Genomic DNA, 17,024 nt, shown 5'->3' on the forward strand with positions numbered 1-17,024 from the left:
TCTCAAGCTGCCTGTTTTGCCGTGACGAACGCCGCAAGGCTCGCCACATTGGTGAAGTGGTTACGGGTGTCTTTGGCGTCGGCGTCGATCTTGATACCGTACTTTTTCTGGATCGCCAGACCCAGTTCCAGTGCGTCGACCGAATCCAGGCCCAGGCCTTCGCCGAACAGCGTCTGCTCGTCGCCGATGTCGTCGACGCTGATGTCTTCGAGGCCCAGGGCGTCGATGATCAGCAGTTTTATTTCACGGTGCAGATCGCTCATCTTCGGCGAGCTCCTTAATGTAGTAAGAGTGCAAATAATCATTGAGCTTGCGCGAGGCCTGCGGTGCCGGGCCTTGCGTGGCGAAAGTCTGTGGATCTATATCGGCCCCGACACGAAAACTGAAGTGCACGCGGCGGTGGGGGATGCGATACCAGGGTTCGGCCTTGGTCAGGGTGGTCGGATTGACCTTGATGACCACTGGCGTAAGGATTTTCGCACCGCGCAGGGCAATCGCTGCAGCCCCCCGATGAAAGGCTGGCGCCTGACCAGGTTGAGTGCGCGTGCCCTCGGGGAAAATGATCAGGGTCTGGCCGTTTTGCAGGGACTCGGCGGCAGCGTCGAGCATGTCCATGCTGCCGTCGTTGCTGATGTATTCGGTACTGCGCAGCGGGCCGCGGGTGAAGGGGTTTTCCCACAGGCTTTTCTTCACCACGCAATTGGCCTGGCGCACCAGGCCGATCAGGAACACCACGTCGATCAGCGACGGGTGGTTGGCGATGATCATCTGCCCTGGACGCCCGAGGCGTTCGGCCCCTTGAATGTCATAAGTCAGCACACCGGTGCGGGCCATGAACCGCACGAAAAACCAGAACAGCCGACTGACGGTTTGCCGTGCGCGTTGACGATGCCTGAGCGCGTCACCCGGCAAACAGCCGAGCAGCGGAAATACCAGCAAGCGCAGGCACAGCCCGCCGAGCCCGAACAGGGTGAAACTGGCGGCGGTGGCCAGCAAGCGCCAGTAATAGGCGTCGCGGTTCTTCTCGGTCACGGGTTGCGTTGCCAGGTCCATACACGATTTTTCCAGGCATGTTGGCAATGGGTTTGCTGACCGAGCAGGGCGCGCAACAGATTCAGCGCGTGTGGCCAGTGCGCTTTGGACACTGTTTCCTGGCCGCTGTTCAGGGTCAGCCGCCAGTCGGTACCGGGGGTGAGCAGCAGACCCAGCGCATAAGGGAACGGTACGTCGTCGACCCACTGCAAATAGGCCTCGGGCGGCTGTTCTTCGGTGATGATCAGCAGAACCGCGGGAGCGCCTTCAGCGAGCAGGGCGGAGGCTTCGATGATGCCGTGTTCCAGGCCATCGCCTGCGGCCGCCAGTGCAGTCATTTCGCTGTTTTCACCGCGCATGATCGACCACAGACCAATGATCGCGTTGTGCACCGACAGGCTGAACTGGGTCGGCGACAACGGCTCGTCCTTGGCCAGATCACTGAGGATCTCGAAGGTGCGCGGGGTTTCGCCGTGTCGTGAAACAAACACCAGCGGCAGGTTTTCCCGTCCATCGGCCAGCGGCCAGCCGACACTGAACGCCATCCGCGCCAGACGGCTGAGGCGTCGGCGCTGCATGGCTGGCAGAAACGACACATCGGGCGCGGCATCGCTGCTCGGGAGTACGACCGGTTGTCGGCTCCAGGCCTGCCACGCGTCCACGCTGTCGAGCCCCGGGGCCCACGCGCGCCATTGGGCGATGTTGAAGTTGATCACGGATGTTCATCCCGCCCCTGCGGGCTTTTATGACGCTTTGAGTCGCCAGGGCCGCGGCTGACCTGAGGTGGCGCATGGCGCCGGGTGGCGCGCATTATCCCGGTGCGACGAGTGTGTAGCAAATGTTGGTTACGTTTTACGCAACGAAATGTACCGAGTGGTTCGTGGAAAAAATGTCATTTGGCCATTATCCGGATCGTGCGGGATTTGTCTGTCGGGCATATCAGCGCACTCGGGAGGTTTTTACCCGCCGTGCCCGCTGATTTTTGCGCCTGACTCTGTAGTCCGCTTCGTTGAAGGTAGCGAAGCGCACGCACAGGCAACTACACTCGGTCATTCTTTGATACACGGAGGTTTTGTCATGCGGCGCGTGGTGTTCAATCAGAAAGGTGGCGTGGGCAAATCCAGCATTGCCTGCAATCTGGCAGCGGTGAGTGCCAGCGAGGGCTATCGCACGCTGTTGGTCGACCTCGATGCCCAGGCCAACTCCACTCAGTACCTGACGGGGCTCACCGGCGATGACATACCGATGGGCATTGCCGATTTCTTCAAGCAAACCTTGTCATCTGGGCCGTTCTCGAAGAAAAACCAGGCCGACATCTACGAAACCCCGTTCGACAACCTGCACATCATCACCGCTACCGCTGAGCTGGCCGACCTGCAGCCCAAGCTTGAGGCCAAACACAAGATCAACAAGCTGCGTAAGTTGCTGGACGAGTTGTCGGAAGATTACGACCGGATCTACCTCGACACGCCGCCGGCGCTGAATTTTTATGCAGTGTCGGCATTGATTGCCGCCGATCGTGTGCTGATTCCCTTCGATTGCGACAGCTTCTCGCGGCAGGCGCTGTACGGCCTGCTGGCGGAGATCGGAGAGTTGAAGGAGGACCACAACGAAGGTCTGGAAGTCGAAGGCATCGTGGTCAACCAGTTCCAGGCCCGGGCCAGCCTGCCGCAGCAGATGCTTGATGAGTTGATCGCTGAAGGTTTGCCGGTGCTGCCGGTGTACTTGAGCAGCTCGGTGCGCATGCGCGAGTCGCACCAGGCCAGCACCCCGCTGATCCACCTCGACCCGCGGCACAAGCTGACGCAGCAGTTCGTCGAACTGCACAACCTGCTCGAAGACCATTGATCCCTGAGCTACTCAGATCACCTGTAGGAGTGAGCCTGCTCGCGATGGCGTCCTGTCTGCGAGCATCTGAGTTGCCTGAAAAGACGCCATCGCGAGCAGGCTCACTCCTACAATTGAATTTGTGTTGGGTCAGATGCCCTGGCTACGCAGCCACGCCATCAACTGTGGCAACGGAAACGCCCCGCTCTGGCGCGCCACTTCCCGACCGTTCTTGAACAGAATCAAACTCGGAATCGAGCGAATCCCCAACTGCGCTGACAACTGCTGATTGGCCTCGCTGTCGAGCTTGGCCAAGCGGCACTTGCCCGCCAACTGCGCGGCCGCCTGCTCGAATACCGGCGCAAAGGACTTGCACGGCCCACACCAGTCCGCCCACACATCCACCAACAACGGCAGATCTCCTTTGATCTGGCTGGCGTAGTCGCCTTGCTCGAGTTCGAACGGCTTGCTCAACAGCACCGCGGACTTGCAGCGCCCGCATTTCGGCTGATCGCCCAGGCGTTCGGCGGGGATGCGGTTGAGGCCGTTGCAGGCGGGGCAGGGGATGAGGAGTGGAGTGGTCATGACGGGCTCGGTTTAAGTTGATATCTCGTACGACTGATCTGGAGTCGTACGAGGCGTTTATCAAGGTTGAATCCGGAGCCTCAAGACGAACAACTGATCTCCAGATGCTTGCCCCACTCCGGCGGCCGCTCGGCATAACCTTCCATCCCCGGCTGCTCGTCGAACGGCGTGCTCAGCACCGCATGCAGCCGGCGCACTTCTGAGTAGTCGCCTTGCTCGGCGGCATCGATAGCCTTCTGCGCCAAGTAGTTGCGCAGGATGTACAGCGGATTGACCGCGTGCATCCGCGCCCGGCGTTGCTGCTGATCGCTGTCGCCATCGCGGGCAACGCGCGCCACGTAACGCTCGGCCCAGGCATCGAAGCCTTTGATGTCGACGAAGTCATCGCGCAAGCGGGCGACAGCCTGCTCTGCGGACTCTTCGCCGAGATGGCGGAAGAACAGCGTGTAATCGACGCCGCTGTTCTGCATCAGTTGCAACAGGTCTTCGAGCAGTTTCTGGTCGTCATCCTCGGCGCTGGTGAAACCGAGGCGGCGGCGCATCAGGTCGAGGTAGTGCGCCTGGAACAACGGCAGGTACAAACCGAGGGTTTCGCGCAGGGCTTCGACGCTGATGAACGGCGTCAGGGCCTGGGCTAGAGCGCTGAGGTTCCACTGGCCGATCGGCACCTGGTTGCTGAACGAGTAGCGGCCCTGATCATCCGAGTGGTTGCAGATGAAGTTGGCGTCAAAGTCGTCGAGGAAGGCGAACGGGCCGAAGTCGAAGGTGATGCCGAGGATCGACATGTTGTCGGTGTTCATCACCCCGTGACAGAAGCCGTAGGCCTGCCACTTGGCGATCAGTTCGGCATTGCGCTCGACGATCTCGCGGAACATCGCCAGATACGGTTCCGGTTGCTCCAGGCACTCGGGATAGTGCATCGCCAGTACGTGTTCTCCGAGCTGTTTCTGCTGCTCGGGACGCTTGGTGTAGTAGAAGTATTCGAAGTGGCCGAAGCGCACATGGCTCGGCGCCAGACGCAACACCATCGCCGCGCGCTCCTGCTTCTCGCGCCACACCGGAGTGTCGGAGCCAATCACGCAGGCCACGCGCGAAGACGGGATGTTCAGCGCGTGCAGCGCTTCGGAGGCTAGGAATTCGCGGATCGACGAACGCAACACCGCGCGGCCATCGCCCATGCGCGAAAACGGCGTCTGCCCGGCGCCCTTCAGATGCAGGTCCCAGTGTTCGCCGGCCTGGTTACACACCTCGCCGAGCAACAGCCCGCGACCATCACCCAGTTGTGGCGTGTAGCCGCCGAACTGATGCCCGGAATAGACCATCGCCCGTGGTTCGGCATCGGCCCACAACTTGTGGCCGCCGAACAGTTCAGCGAATTCCTGAGTCTCAGCGGTTGCCGGATCAAGATCGAGCAAGGCCAGGGCCGCCGGGCTGGCGACGACCAGACGCGGGTTGTCGATCGGCTCGGGCAGCACATGGGCGGAGAACGAATCGCCGAGGCGGGCGAAGCGATTGTCGAAGGTCAGTTCGTCGAGGGCTTTCAAGGGCCGGCTCCAGCAGAATGTCCGAGCATTCTGCTGGGATCAGACCGGTTAGTCGAGTTTGGCCGGCGGCGGCTCTTGCAGCGGCTTTTGCTCGGCGTCGATCGGAACGATGGTTTTGTTCTCGTCCTCGATGGGCACCAACTTGTATTCCTGACCGTGGAGGTTCTTCAGGTACACCTCCATCTGGCGGAACGAGATGTTGATGTGCTGCTTCTTGAACTCGCGGTTGATGAAGCGGTTCACTTCGTCGATCACCGGGTTGCGGTCACCGAGGTCGCGCACATGCATGCGCAATTCGTGGTCGAGGGTGCTTTCGCCGAAGTTGAGGAAGTACACGTGCGGCTCGGGCTCTTTGAGCACGCGCGGGTTTTCCCGGGCGGCCTTGAGCAACAGTTCCTTGACCAGATCCAGGTCGGAGCCGTAGTCCACGCCGAGTTTCAGGGTGACGCGGGTGATGGTGTCGGTCAGCGACCAGTTGATCAGTTGCCCGGTGATGAACGTCTTGTTCGGGACAATGATGTCCTTGCGGTCGAAGTCGGTGATGGTCGTGGCGCGGATGCGGATCTTGCTCACCGTGCCCGACAGGTTGCCGATGGTGATGGTGTCGCCGATCCGCACCGGACGCTCGAACAGGATCATGATGCCGGAGATGAAGTTGGCGAAGATCTCCTGCATACCGAAACCGAGGCCGACCGACAGCGCCGCCACCAGCCATTGCAACTTGTCCCAGCTGACGCCGAGGGTCGACAGGGTCGAGACAAAACCGACACCGGCGATCACGTAAGACAGCAGCGTCGTGGTCGCATAGGCGCTGCCCTGCGCCAGATTGAGTTTCGACAGCACGAACACTTCGAGCAGACCCGGCAGGTTGCGGGCGAGGGCGAAGGTGATGCCGATGATGATCAGCGCGCCGAGCATGTCGCCGATGCTGATCGGCACCATGCTCATGTTCGCGCCAGTGCCGCTGGTGTATTCGTAGAGGGTGATGTTGTCGAGGTACGAGAACACCGAAATCAGGTCAGCCCAGACCCAGTACAGCGCGGCGATGAAGCCGCCGAGCAGTGCCAGACGGATCAGGCGCAGGGATTGTTCGTTGACTTTTTCGATGTCCAGGGTCGGCTCTTCGATCACCGCTTCGCCGTCGCCGGCCTCTTTCGCCGCCTGACGTTTGGCCAGGGCGCGCTGATAGGCCAAGCGGCGTGCGGCGACCGCCAGACCACGGACGAAGGTAGCCTCGATCACCAGCCAGAACATCAGCAGGTACAGGGTGTTGATCAACCGGTCGCTGAGTTTCAGCGCGGTGTAGTAGTAGCCGAAGCACACCGCGACGAACAGGGCGATTGGCAGCAGGGTGAACATCACGCCCACGGCCCTGCGGAACAATGAGGTGTTTTCGTGGGCCGGACTGCTGATCAGCAGACGGCTGAGCAGCCACGCCATCAGGGCGTAGCAGGTCAATACCACCGGCATGCCGAGCACGTCGTCAGCCAGCGCTGCCGGTTGCAATTCGGCCACCGCCACCACGGTCACCAGCGCCATCACCACCAGCCCGAGGCGACGGATCCAGCCCTGAAGGAACTCGACCTGCGGTTTGTCCCAGCGGAAGTGCAACTCCGCCACGCCGCCCGGCGAGAGAATCCGGTAAGCGGTGTAGAACACCAGCCACGCCTGACCCATTTGCAGCAACGCCGCGCCCATGTTGGCATTCTGACCGCGGGCGTCGATCTGCAGGGCCAGACCGCACAGACCCAGACCCAGCGCCACCGGCATCGCCAGCAGAATGTTGATCAGAATCGCCTGGGGCGTATGCCACTGGCTGTCACGCTTGAAGTGCCCGATGTCCTGGTGAACCTTGTTCAGTCGCGCATACAGCGCCTTGCGCCGCCACAGCAGAGCGCCGATCAGCAAGGCCAGCGGCAGGAATAACAGCGGGCGCTGGGTCAGGCCGTCGGTCAGCTCGCTCAGGCTTGAGGCCAGCGGCAGGGTGTCGATCTGGCGCTTGAGCCGCTCTGGCACGCCGCGAATCCATTCCGCGTCCAGCGGCTTGTTGCTGGGGATCCAGAACATCTGCTCGTCGAGAGTCGCACGCAGGCTCTGCGCGGTGCTCAGCAGTTGTTTCTGGTTGAGTTGCAGGGTGATCGATTCGTTGAGCACCGCGCTCAGTTCGCGGTTCAGACGCTCCAGCAGGTCGGCGCGGGTGTTGGCCAGTTCCATCAGGCTCTTGCGCAATTGCGGGGTGACTTGTTCCGGCGGCTGGGTGGAAAGCAGGTTGTCGACGTAGGTCGCCGGATTGCTCAGCAGTTCGCGCTGCTGGCTGACTTCGAACTGATACAGGCGAATGTCGGCAATCTGGTCCGCCAGATCGCGGTCGACCTTGAGCCGGGGCAGCGCCTGTTTCTGCTTATAGAGAATCTTCGACAGCAGCAGACTGCCCTTGAGCACGTTGATCTGCTCGTCGAGAGCCGAGTCGCTCTGGGTCAGGCTGTCGAGTTGCTGTTTGGTCTGCAGGTTCTGTTGAGTGACTTCGTTGAGGCGGTCGGTGCTTTTGAGCAGGTAATCGGAGAGCTTGAGGTTGGCCGCACTTTCGGTGGCGAGCAGGCTGCTGCCGCCGGCCTTCTGCGCCTCGATCGACTGCTGGGTCACGGTTTCCTGAGATTGCGCCAGACGCTTCTGGTTGATCAGGGTCTGCAGTTCCTGGATCTCGCGATCGAGACGGTCGGATTTCTCCGAGAGCAGGTCGTGCTGACTGTTGCCCAGATCCTGCAGCTGGCTGTTGCCCGCCAGTTCCTGGCGGCGCAGCGGAATCAGTGAGTTCAACGCGGCGAGCTCGGCGTTCAACTGGTCGCGCTGCTCGGCGCTGACGGTCTTGCCCGCATCCTTGCCGGACTTGAGGATGTTGTTGATCTGCTGGATGCGCGTCTGGCTGGCAGAGATTTCTGCCTGTGCACGCTCGGGGCGAGTCTGGGCGGTGATGATCAGGCTGTTGGCATCGGCCAGGGCCTTTTGCAGGTCGCTTTGCTGGGTCGAGCGATCGGTGAGGATCTGCTCCAGCTGCTGGATCGACTCTTTGGTGAAGCGCTGCGCCACCGGCACCACTGGCGTGGCCTTGAGGCGCGTCAGTTCGCGGGTGTTCTCGATGGTCTGCCGAGGGGCGGAGGCCAGTTGCTGCTTGAGGTCGATCAGCTTCTGGTCGTAATCACGCCGGCTGTTGAGTTGATTGAGCGTGGTTTGCAGGACCGTCTGCAGGCTCTTTTTGTCGGCATCCGGCAGTTTGCTGTCGGCCAGTTTGTCGAGGCTGGCCTGCACGGCTTCGCTGGACGGCGGTTCGGCGGCGTAGAGCGGGCCGACGGAAAGACTCAGGCCCAGCAGGGCCGCGAAAAAGAAAGAGCGCAGGGTAGGCATAGAGACCGGTCAAACAAGTGAGAGTGGACGCAGTTTAGAGGAAGAGACCGGGGCCCGGGCGACTTCCTTCGGGGAATCTGACGCCCACTTTGCCGATCTTGTTCCCGTCCATGACCGCGACCGTCCAGTGAGTGTTGTTCCACTCCACCTGGTCGCCAACGATCGGCGCCCCCCCGACCTTATGGGCAATGAACGCGCCCAGGGTCATGTCCGGATCGATGCCCTCGGCCGGTAGGCCATACAGCGCGGCAACCGCTTTAAGCTGGGCGTCTCCTTCGAGCACGAAGTCGCCGAAGAAGCGCAGATCGAGGCCGCGTTGCGGCGCCTGGCTGAACAGTTTTCCGAGCGCTGGCAAGTTGTGTTCATGGCCGATAACACACAGCAAATCATCGACTTCCAGCACCGTACTACCCGACGGATGGAGCAGTTGCTGGCCACGAAACAGGGCGGCGATACGTGTGCCTTCGGGCATTTTCAGCTCGCGCAGGGGCGAACCGATGCACCATTTCTCGGCGCCGAGCTTGTAAACGAACAGCTCCCACTCGCTGGTGATGTGCACTTCCAGTGCCGAACGGGAAATCGGCGCCGGCTCCGGCGGGACCGTCACCTTCAACAGTTTGGCCACCCACGGCAGGCTCGTGCCCTGCACCAGCAGCGACACCAGCACAATGAAGAACGCGAGGTTGAAGTACAGCTGCGCATTCGGCAACCCGGCCATCAGCGGGAACACCGCGAGAATGATCGGTACCGCGCCGCGCAACCCGACCCAGGAAATAAACGCTTTCTCGCGGCCGTGGAACGCCTTGAACGGCAGCAGGCCGACCAGCACCGACAGCGGCCGGGCGAACAGAATCATCCATAGCGCCAGACCCAGCGCCGGCAGGGCGATCGGCAGCAGATCGTGCGGAGTGACCAGCAGCCCCAGCACCAGGAACATGCCGATCTGCGCCAGCCACGCCATGCCATCGAGCATGTGCAGAATGCCGTGACGGCTGCGCACCGGGCGGTTACCGATCACCAGACCGCACAGGTACACCGCGAGGAAGCCGCTGCCGTGCAGGGCGTTGGTCAGGGCGAACACCACCAGGCCGCCGGCGATCACCAGAATCGGGTACAGGCCGGTAGCGAGGTTGATCCGGTTGACCAGTTGCAGCATCAGCCAGCCACCGCCCAGACCGATCACGCCACCGATACCGAATTCGCGGATCAGGTGGGTCAACAGGCTCCAGTGCAGGCCGGTCTGGCCGCTGGCGAGCATGTCGATCAGGGTCACGGTGAGAAACACCGCCATCGGGTCGTTGCTGCCGGATTCGATTTCCAGGCTGGCGGTCACCCGTTCGTTGAGGCCCTTGCCGCCGAGCAGCGAGAACACTGCGGCGGCGTCCGTGGAGCCGACGATGGCGCCGATCAGCAGGCCCTGGATCAGGTTCAGGTCGAACAGCCATGCCGCGGCCATACCGGTCAGCCCGGTGGTGATCAACACCCCGACCGTCGCCAGCGACAGCGCCGGCCACAGGGCCACGCGGAAACTCGAGACCCGCGTGCGCAAGCCGCCGTCGAGGAGGATCACCGCCAGTGCGAGGTTGCCGACCAGATAGGCCGTCGGGTAGTTATCGAAAATGATCCCGCCGCCATCGACCCCGGCGGCCATGCCGACCGCGAGGATGATGACCAGAATCGGGATGCCGAGACGGGAGGAAAGTGAGCTGACAAGAATGCTCGCACCTACCAGCAACGCGCCGATCAAGAACAGGCTGTTGATGGTCGTCGCATTCAAAGGCAGTACTCCAGAAGCGTAAAGACGGGCACAAACTGACCATGCAGTCTGCGTGCCAGCGATTCTAACCTGTTGAAATGTGATGCTGTCAAAAAGCTTTTTACGCTATGGGATTTGAGGTATGGGTTCGGCTGGGGATCGCTACCCTCACCCTAGCCCTCTCCCGGAGGGAGAGGGGACCGACCGCGGGGTTTGTTCAAGTTACACCGACCTGCAATATCGAGCCGAACTCAAAATCTGCAAAGCCCCCAATGTGCTCCCTTTCCCCCTCTCCCTCTGGGAGAGGGCTGGGGTGAGGGGCTTTTGACCTTGATCTGAAAATTTACAGGCTGAACCGCCCAACCATATTGTTCAGATCCAGCGCCAGGCGCGACAGCTCGTTGCTCGCCGCACTGGTCTGATTCGCGCCGGTAGCCGATTGCACCGACAGGTCGCGGATGTTCACCAGGTTGCGATCCACTTCGCGGGCCACTTGTGCCTGTTCTTCAGCGGCGCTGGCGATCACCAGATTGCGCTCGTTGATCTCGACGATCGCGGTATTGATGGTGTCCAGCGACATCCCGGCACCCCGCGCGATGTTCAGCGTCGATTCGGCGCGCTCGGTGCTGTTGCGCATCGAATCCACGGCGTGTTCGGTGCCGCTCTGGATGCTGCCGATCATGCGTTCGATTTCGCTGGTCGACTGCTGGGTGCGATGGGCCAAGGCACGAACCTCGTCCGCCACCACAGCAAAACCGCGACCGGCTTCACCGGCACGGGCCGCTTCAATCGCCGCGTTCAGGGCCAACAGGTTGGTCTGATCCGCCAGGCCACGAATCACGTCCAGCACCTTGCCGATGTCACGGGATTCATTCGCCAGATCGCCGATCAGGGTCGCGGTGCTCTGTACGTCGGCGCTCATGCGTTCGATGGCGCTGACGGTTTCCTGTACCAGGTCACGGCCGTCGCCGGCCGAAGTGGTGGCGTTCTTCGAGGCTTCCGAAGTGCTCACCGCATTGCGCGCGACTTCTTCCACGGCGCTGGTCATCTCGTTGACCGCGGTGGCGGCCTGTTCGATTTCGTTGTTCTGCTGGGTCAGGCCGCGGGCGCTTTCGTCGGTGACGCTGTTCAGTTCTTCAGCGGCGGAAGCCAGTTGGGTGGCCGAGCCGGAAATGCGCTGCAAGGTGTCGCGCAACCTCGATTGCATCTTGGCCATGGCAGCCAGCAGACGCCCGGCTTCGTCGGTGCCGTCGACGTGGATCGGTTGGGTCAAGTTACCTTCGGCGATGGTTTCCGCCGCGTCCAGCGCTTTGGAAATCGGCTTGGTGATGCTGATGGTCAGCAGCCAGGCGAACAGGAAGGTCAGGCCGGTCGCCACGACCAGCAGGGTGACCACCAGATTGAACGCCGAGGAATACTGGTCGACCGCCTCTTGATTGGTCTGGCTGATCTGCTCGCCGTTGATCTGCATCAGGCGGTTGAGCACGGTGTTCATCGCTTCGGAGTTGTTCAGCAACTCGGTGTTGAGCAGGTTGCGCAACTCGTCCACCTGATTGTTGCGCGACAGGCTCTTCATCCGGTCTTCGATCTGACGGTACTGGCCGAGCAACTGCACATATTGATCGTAGGCCGCGCGTTCCTGCGGGCCGCTGATCAACGGCTCATAGGCCGATTGGGCAGCGCGGATCTGCTGGTTGCGGGTGTCCAGCAGTTCCATGGTCTTCTGCTGTACGTCCGGCTCGCGATTGACCAGCAAGCGGTAGGACAGCACCCGCAGGCGCAAGGTCAGTTGGGTGAACTCGTCGAGGTTCTTGATGCTCGGCACGCTGCTGTTGGTGATGTCCTCGGCAGCGCCGCGGATTTTGCTCATCTGGTTCAGGGCGAACACGCCTAGAATCAGCATCAGGCCGCCGATCAGGGCGAAGCCGGTGAACGCCCGGGGGGCGATATTCATATTGCGAAGGGACATGGTGCGGATACCAAAAAGGGCCGCATCCATGCGGGCTGAGACTGCTGTATGGATGACTTATCGGTCATACGACTAAAGTCTTGAGGCACTGTGCGTATTTGTCGCATATGGGCCTGAGCGACGAAGTGCAGGAACCAGATCGGCAGATCACAGTCTTTTAAACTCGCGAGAACGGTCGGCCGCCAGGAAAATCAAGGCCTTGCGCCGGTATAACCCTGGCATCCGCAGTGACTTTTCTTTATCGTACGCGCCCTTTGAAAAACGCCTGGAAGATCAAAATGTTGGAAGCATCCCTCAGCCAATTGGAACAGCTCGTCAGCGACCTGGTGCAACAGAACCAGACCCTCACGCAAACCAACCAGACCCTGTCCACGGAACTGGCCCAGGCCAAGGATGAAAACGAAAGCCTGCAACTGAGCCTGATGGAACAGGAAGAGAAGCACGGCGCCACCGCAGCGCGCATCCAGGCTCTGGTTGATCGCGTCAACGCAGGCCCTGTCAGCGCATGAACCACGGCACCGCAGGGGTAAAAGTCATCTCCATTCTCGGGGAGGACTATTCGATCAAGGCACCGGCCGGGGAAGAACAGACCCTGCTGGACGCCGCACTGATGCTCAAGGCCGCCCTGGCCGACACCAAACGCAAATACCCGACGCTGATCGGTGACCGCTTGCTGGTGCTGGCAGCGATGAACCTGTGCTCGCAGCAGATCGAAATGAAGAAGCAGCACCAGGAAGAACTCGACCGTTACCAAGAGCAAGTCAGCGCCACGGTCGACACCATCGCCAAGACCATCAGTCAGGGCTGATAGGGTTGCGCACAACCAAAGAATAGATTGTCGATCGGGTTGTATACAATCGGCACGGCTGTTGCATTGTTTCGGCCACTTATTCTTTGGGGGTGCTCCATGCAGTTGTGGCGACGCAGTATTCAATGGCAGCTGATTCTCAGCATGGGCACCGCCCTGCTGGTCAGCATCCTGATTGTGGTTGGCATATATACCCTGGTGGTCAACCGCCTCGCCCAGAGCTATCTGGTCGAACAAGCGCTGCCGTCGAGCATCGAAGCGACGCGCAACGACATCGAACGCATCCTCGTCCAACCCCTGACTGCCGCCAAAGACATCGCCAGCAACAGCATGGTGCGCGATTGGCTGGCCTCGGGTGAAGACAGCAGCAAAACGGCGGCCTTCGCGCAGTATCTGGAAGGCATCCGCGCCGAACATAAAGCTTTCACCGCGTTGATCATCGGCACCGACTCCAACCACTACATCACCGAAAAAGGCCTGGATCGCACCCTCAGCCGGGCCAAACCGGCCGATGCCTGGTTCTATGCCTTTCTCGACAGCAACCAGCCGCGCACCCTGAACATCGACAACGATGGCGCCACCGGAGAATTGGCACTGTTCATTGACTTGAAGGTCGAGCAGGCCGGCAAAGTGGTCGGCGTCGCGGGACTCGGCCTAAGCATGAAAGAGCTGTCGGAGTTGATCCACAACTTCAGCTTTGGCGAGCGCGGAAAGGTCTATCTCGTGCGTTCCGACGGTTTGATCCAGGTCCATCCCGAGGCGCAGTTCAGCGGCAAGCGCACCCTCACGGAGCAGATTGGCGCGTCGGCTGCACAATCGGTCATGGGTCAAAAAGTCGCCACCAACAGCTCCTTCCAGCGCGATGGCGAAGACTTCCTCGCCTTCAGCCTGCCGCTGCGCGATCTGGGCTGGACGCTGGTGGCCGAAGTGCCGCAGGCGCAGATCTACGCCGAGGCCCGCAAGGCGATGTGGATGAGCGGCGGCATCGGTCTGGCGGTGGCACTGGTGTGCCTGGCGCTGGTGGTGTGGCTGGCCCAAGGGCTGGTGCGACCGATTCGTCAGGTAACAGCCGCGCTGGTAGCGATCGGTAGCGGCGGTGGAGATTTGACCCATCGGTTAGATTCCAGCCGCGCCGATGAGCTGGGCGATCTCGCGCGCGGCTTCAACCGTTTTCTCGACAGCCAGCGCGGGCTGATCGGCGAAGTCCTGACCACCAGCGAGCGTCTGCGCACAGCAGTCGGCCAAGTGGCGAAAGTGGTGGAAAACACCGCCGAACGCTCCGGGCGCCAGCAGGAAATGACCGACATGGTCGCCACGGCGGTGCATGAGATGGGCCTGACCGTGCAGGAAATTGCGCAGAACGCCGGCAACGCCGCGCTGGCTTCACAAACTGCTCGCGATGAAGCGCTGCAGGCGCGGGAAGTGGTCGGTGGCTCGATCCGTCATATCGAAAGCATGTCCGATGAGATTGGTGTGGCGGCGGGCGCGGTGGGTGAGCTGGCGCATCAGGTGGCGTCGATCGATTCGGTACTGGCGGTGATTCGCGGCGTGTCCGAGCAGACCAACCTGCTGGCGCTCAACGCGGCGATTGAAGCGGCGCGCGCCGGAGATATGGGGCGCGGGTTTGCCGTGGTGGCGGATGAAGTGCGCACCTTGGCGCGCAGGACTCAGGCGTCTACCGACGAAATCCAGCAAATGATCGGCAGCCTCAAACAAGGCGCCGAGAATGCCGTGTCTTCGATGCGCACCGGGCAGGCGGCGACCGGCACCGGGGTTGAGTCGAGCCAGCGTACTGGCGCGTCGTTGACCGCGATTACCGGGCAGGTCGAGCGCATCAGCGACATGAACCATCAGGTTGCGACGGCGACCGAAGAGCAATCGGCGGTGACTGAAGAGATCAACCGCAACGTGCAGGGAATTTCCGATCTGGCCCGGGCCACGGCCGGAGAGGTGAGGGCGTGTCGCGAGGATTGTCAGATGTTGCAGCGGTTGGCGGATGATCTGGCAAGGCAGATGGGTGGGTTCAAGTTGAGCTGAGTGCTGAGTCTGAAAGCCCCTCACCCTAGCCCTCTCCCGGAGGGAGAGGGGACTGACCGAGCCGTCTCTCGCTATACATCGACCTGAAAACGCCAGTCGATTATGGATTCGGTAGACCTCTTTCAGGTCGATGGAGTATTCAAGCATACCCTGTTCGGCCCCCTCTCCCTCCGGGAGAGGGCTGGGGTGAGGGTTGGCTCTCAGAACCACCCATCCTGCATCGCCAGGCACGTATCATCCCGCGCCTCCAGCAACGCCAGCTCATGGTGACAGCCCGGCACTTCCCACGTCAGGAAATACCGCGCCGCCTGTAGCTTGCCCTTATAGAAGTCAGCATCCGCCGCATTGCCTTTGGCCAAGCCTTCCTCAGCCCGAATCGCCTGCTCCAGCCAGCGCCCAGCCAATCACCGTGTGCCCGAACACCTTCAGGTACAGCGCCGAATTCGCCAGGCTGCTGTTGACCTTGCCCTGCGCCAGATCGGTCAGCAGGCCGATGGTGACTGTTTGCAGGCGAGCCACCAATTGCTCCAGTGGCTCACGCAGTGCGGTCAACGATTCGTACGCGGTCGCGCGCTCGGCAGTGTTGGCGATCAGGCGGATCAGTTGCTTGAGCCCAGCGCCGCCGTTCTGCGCCAGTTTGCGCCCGAGCAAGTCCAGCGACTGAATGCCGTGGGTGCCTTCATGGATCGGGTTCAGGCGGTTGTCGCGGTAGTACTGTTCCACCCGGGTATTCGCGGGTGTAACCGTGACCGCCGAGAATCTGGATCGCCAATTCGTTGGCCTTCAGGCAGAACTCCGACGGCCAGGATTTGACGATCGGCGTCAGCAAGTCCAGCAGCTCGTGGGCCTGTTTGCGCTCGCCTTCGGTTTCCAGCGTGGTGGTGTCATCGAACAGCCGCGCCGCGTACAGACCGAGGTCAAAGGCCCCTTCGACGTAGGATTTTTGCGTCAACAGCATGCGTCTTACGTCTGCGTGCTGAATGATCGCTACCGGTGCGGTGCTCGGATCCTTGCTGTCTGGCACCCGCCCTTGCGGGCGTTCGCGGGCGTATTCCAGCGAGTACAGGTAACCGGCGTAGCCGAGCATCACCGCGCCCATACCGACGCCAATCCGCGCCTCGTTCATCATCTGGAACATGTAGCTCAAACCATGGTGCGGCTTGCCCACCAGATAGCCGACGCATTCGCCGTTATCGCCGAAGTTCAGCGCGGTGGAAGTGGTGCCGCGCCAGCCCATCTTGTGGAACAGCCCGGCCAGCAGCACATCGTTGCGCTCGCCGAGGCTGCCGTCATCGTTGACCAGAAATTTCGGCACGATGAACAGCGAAATACCCTTCACCCCCGGCGGCGCGTCCGGCAGCTTGGCCAGGACCATGTGCACGATGTTTTCCGACAGCGGGTGATCGCCGCCGGAAATGAAGATCTTGTTGCCCTTGAGCCGATAAGTGCCGTCAGACGCCGGCTCGGCGCGGGTACGAATATCCGACAGCGAGGAACCGGCGTGCGGTTCGGTCAGGGCCATGGTGCCGAAGAAGCGCCCGTCGATCATCGGTTGCAGGAAGCGCTGTTTCTGCTCGGCGCTGCCAAAGCTTTCGATCAGATTGGCCGCGCCCATGGTCAGGAACGGGTAGGAAGTGGTCGCCGCGTTCGCCGCTTGAAAGTGCGCAAAGCAGGCTTGCGACAGCAGCGTCGGCAGTTGCATGCCGCCGGCTTCGAAGCTGCGCGCGGCATTGAGGAAGCCCGCCTCGAGGAACGCGTCCACCGCCGGTTTGACTTCGGGAATCAGCATCGCCTGACCGTTCTCATAACGCGGCTCGTTCTCGTCGCCCTTGCGGTTGTGCGGTGCGAAGTATTTCTCGGCGATGCTGCGCGCGGTGCCGATGGCCGCGTCGAAGGTCTCGCGGTTGTGTTCGGCGAAGCGCTCACGCCGGGTCAGGCCCTCGGCATCGAGGACTTCGTACAGCTCGAAAGCCAGATTACGGGAACTGAGCAGCGTCTCGGACATGGCGGCCTACCTGAACATTGGGATTGGGCCGAGTCTAGGCTTGCTGATAAAGGCTGAAT

The 17,024-nt window shown here is 61.5% G+C and carries 12 protein-coding genes and 2 pseudogenes; 4 read left to right on the top strand and 10 right to left on the bottom strand.

The genetic code is table 11. The annotated features are described in order from the left end of the window. Positions 1–2: 2 nt before the first annotated feature. Genes E3Z29_RS04825 through E3Z29_RS04835 form a run of 3 tightly spaced genes read right to left on the bottom strand, consistent with a single transcriptional unit; the run spans position 3 to position 1,748 of the window. Positions 3–263 carry a phosphopantetheine-binding protein gene (locus E3Z29_RS04825; protein WP_007967290.1) on the bottom strand — a complete coding sequence of 87 codons (261 nt, stop codon included), beginning with the start codon at positions 261–263 and terminating at the stop codon, positions 3–5. Continuing rightward, positions 244–1,053, bottom strand: a complete 810-nt coding sequence (locus E3Z29_RS04830; RefSeq protein WP_027611343.1) for a 1-acyl-sn-glycerol-3-phosphate acyltransferase — start codon at positions 1,051–1,053, stop codon at positions 244–246. Before E3Z29_RS04830 ends, E3Z29_RS04825 begins: the two co-directional genes overlap by 20 nt. Then, a complete protein-coding gene (locus E3Z29_RS04835) occupies positions 1,029–1,748 on the bottom strand; it encodes a beta-ketoacyl synthase chain length factor (RefSeq protein WP_098966860.1) in 720 nt (239 codons plus the stop codon). The genes E3Z29_RS04830 and E3Z29_RS04835 overlap by 25 nt, the downstream gene beginning before the upstream one ends. Before the next feature lie 361 nt (positions 1,749–2,109). Here E3Z29_RS04835 and E3Z29_RS04840 point away from each other — a divergent pair, with 361 nt between their 5' ends. Further along, positions 2,110–2,880, top strand: a complete 771-nt coding sequence (locus E3Z29_RS04840) for a ParA family protein (protein WP_098966861.1) — start codon at positions 2,110–2,112, stop codon at positions 2,878–2,880. A 129-nt stretch (positions 2,881–3,009) separates the two neighbouring features. Here the strand turns inward: E3Z29_RS04840 and trxC are convergent, their stop codons facing one another. The 6 genes and pseudogenes from trxC to E3Z29_RS29885 all read right to left on the bottom strand — a co-directional run. After that, positions 3,010–3,444: a thioredoxin TrxC gene (gene trxC, locus E3Z29_RS04850; RefSeq protein ID WP_098966862.1), complete on the bottom strand. Its 435-nt coding sequence runs from the start codon at positions 3,442–3,444 to the stop codon at positions 3,010–3,012. Positions 3,445–3,524: 80 nt separating this feature from the next. After that, positions 3,525–4,988, bottom strand: coding sequence for a protein adenylyltransferase SelO (selO, locus tag E3Z29_RS04855; RefSeq protein ID WP_134785263.1), 1,464 nt, complete (start codon positions 4,986–4,988; stop codon positions 3,525–3,527). A gap of 48 nt (positions 4,989–5,036) precedes the next feature. Further along, the gene (mscK, locus tag E3Z29_RS04860; RefSeq protein WP_134785264.1) at positions 5,037–8,390 is read right to left on the bottom strand and encodes a mechanosensitive channel MscK; all 3,354 of its coding nucleotides are present in this window, start codon (positions 8,388–8,390) and stop codon (positions 5,037–5,039) included. A 34-nt stretch (positions 8,391–8,424) separates the two neighbouring features. Then, positions 8,425–10,167: a potassium/proton antiporter gene (locus E3Z29_RS04865; RefSeq protein WP_096794715.1), complete on the bottom strand. Its 1,743-nt coding sequence runs from the start codon at positions 10,165–10,167 to the stop codon at positions 8,425–8,427. Positions 10,168–10,489: 322 nt separating this feature from the next. Continuing rightward, positions 10,490–11,362 (bottom strand): methyl-accepting chemotaxis protein, encoded by an 873-nt coding sequence (locus tag E3Z29_RS29880; RefSeq protein ID WP_372241218.1) that lies wholly within the window; start codon positions 11,360–11,362, stop codon positions 10,490–10,492. Positions 11,363–11,392: 30 nt separating this feature from the next. Then, positions 11,393–12,145 (bottom strand): annotated as a pseudogene (locus E3Z29_RS29885) (MCP four helix bundle domain-containing protein); the annotation flags it as partial. 248 nt (positions 12,146–12,393) lie between these two features. Between E3Z29_RS29885 and E3Z29_RS04875 the strand changes: the two are divergent. The 3 genes from E3Z29_RS04875 to E3Z29_RS04885 all read left to right on the top strand — a co-directional run bounded on the left by E3Z29_RS04875 (position 12,394) and on the right by E3Z29_RS04885 (position 14,960). Further along, positions 12,394–12,624 (top strand): hypothetical protein, encoded by a 231-nt coding sequence (locus tag E3Z29_RS04875; RefSeq protein ID WP_003220969.1) that lies wholly within the window; start codon positions 12,394–12,396, stop codon positions 12,622–12,624. Further along, positions 12,621–12,923 (top strand): cell division protein ZapA, encoded by a 303-nt coding sequence (locus E3Z29_RS04880; RefSeq protein ID WP_134785266.1) that lies wholly within the window; start codon positions 12,621–12,623, stop codon positions 12,921–12,923. The genes E3Z29_RS04875 and E3Z29_RS04880 overlap by 4 nt, the downstream gene beginning before the upstream one ends. 99 nt (positions 12,924–13,022) lie before the next feature. Beyond that, the gene (locus tag E3Z29_RS04885; RefSeq protein ID WP_134785267.1) at positions 13,023–14,960 is read left to right on the top strand and encodes a methyl-accepting chemotaxis protein; all 1,938 of its coding nucleotides are present in this window, start codon (positions 13,023–13,025) and stop codon (positions 14,958–14,960) included. Between the two features lie 200 nt (positions 14,961–15,160). On the opposite strand, the pseudogene E3Z29_RS04890 reads toward E3Z29_RS04885, so the two are convergent. Further along, a pseudogene (locus E3Z29_RS04890) lies at positions 15,161–16,965 on the bottom strand (acyl-CoA dehydrogenase). Positions 16,966–17,024: the final 59 nt, after the last annotated feature.

This window comes from Pseudomonas sp. S150, from assembly GCF_004526365.1.
GTDB classification, from domain to species: Bacteria; Pseudomonadota; Gammaproteobacteria; order Pseudomonadales; family Pseudomonadaceae; genus Aquipseudomonas; species Aquipseudomonas putida_A.

What these genes read in the sequence shown, in the direction of transcription:
- E3Z29_RS04840 (WP_098966861.1), top strand. Translation starts at nt 2,110, where the DNA reads ATGCGGCGCGTGGTGTTCAATCAGAAAGGTGGCGTGGGCAAATCCAGC.
- E3Z29_RS04880 (WP_134785266.1), top strand. Translation starts at nt 12,621, where the DNA reads ATGAACCACGGCACCGCAGGGGTAAAAGTCATCTCCATTCTCGGGGAG.
- E3Z29_RS04825 (WP_007967290.1), bottom strand. Translation starts at nt 263, where the DNA reads ATGAGCGATCTGCACCGTGAAATAAAACTGCTGATCATCGACGCCCTG.
- mscK (WP_134785264.1), bottom strand. Translation starts at nt 8,390, where the DNA reads ATGCCTACCCTGCGCTCTTTCTTTTTCGCGGCCCTGCTGGGCCTGAGT.
- E3Z29_RS04875 (WP_003220969.1), top strand. Translation starts at nt 12,394, where the DNA reads ATGTTGGAAGCATCCCTCAGCCAATTGGAACAGCTCGTCAGCGACCTG.
- E3Z29_RS04830 (WP_027611343.1), bottom strand. Translation starts at nt 1,053, where the DNA reads ATGGACCTGGCAACGCAACCCGTGACCGAGAAGAACCGCGACGCCTAT.
- trxC (WP_098966862.1), bottom strand. Translation starts at nt 3,444, where the DNA reads ATGACCACTCCACTCCTCATCCCCTGCCCCGCCTGCAACGGCCTCAAC.
- E3Z29_RS04885 (WP_134785267.1), top strand. Translation starts at nt 13,023, where the DNA reads ATGCAGTTGTGGCGACGCAGTATTCAATGGCAGCTGATTCTCAGCATG.
- E3Z29_RS29880 (WP_372241218.1), bottom strand. Translation starts at nt 11,362, where the DNA reads ATGGCCAAGATGCAATCGAGGTTGCGCGACACCTTGCAGCGCATTTCC.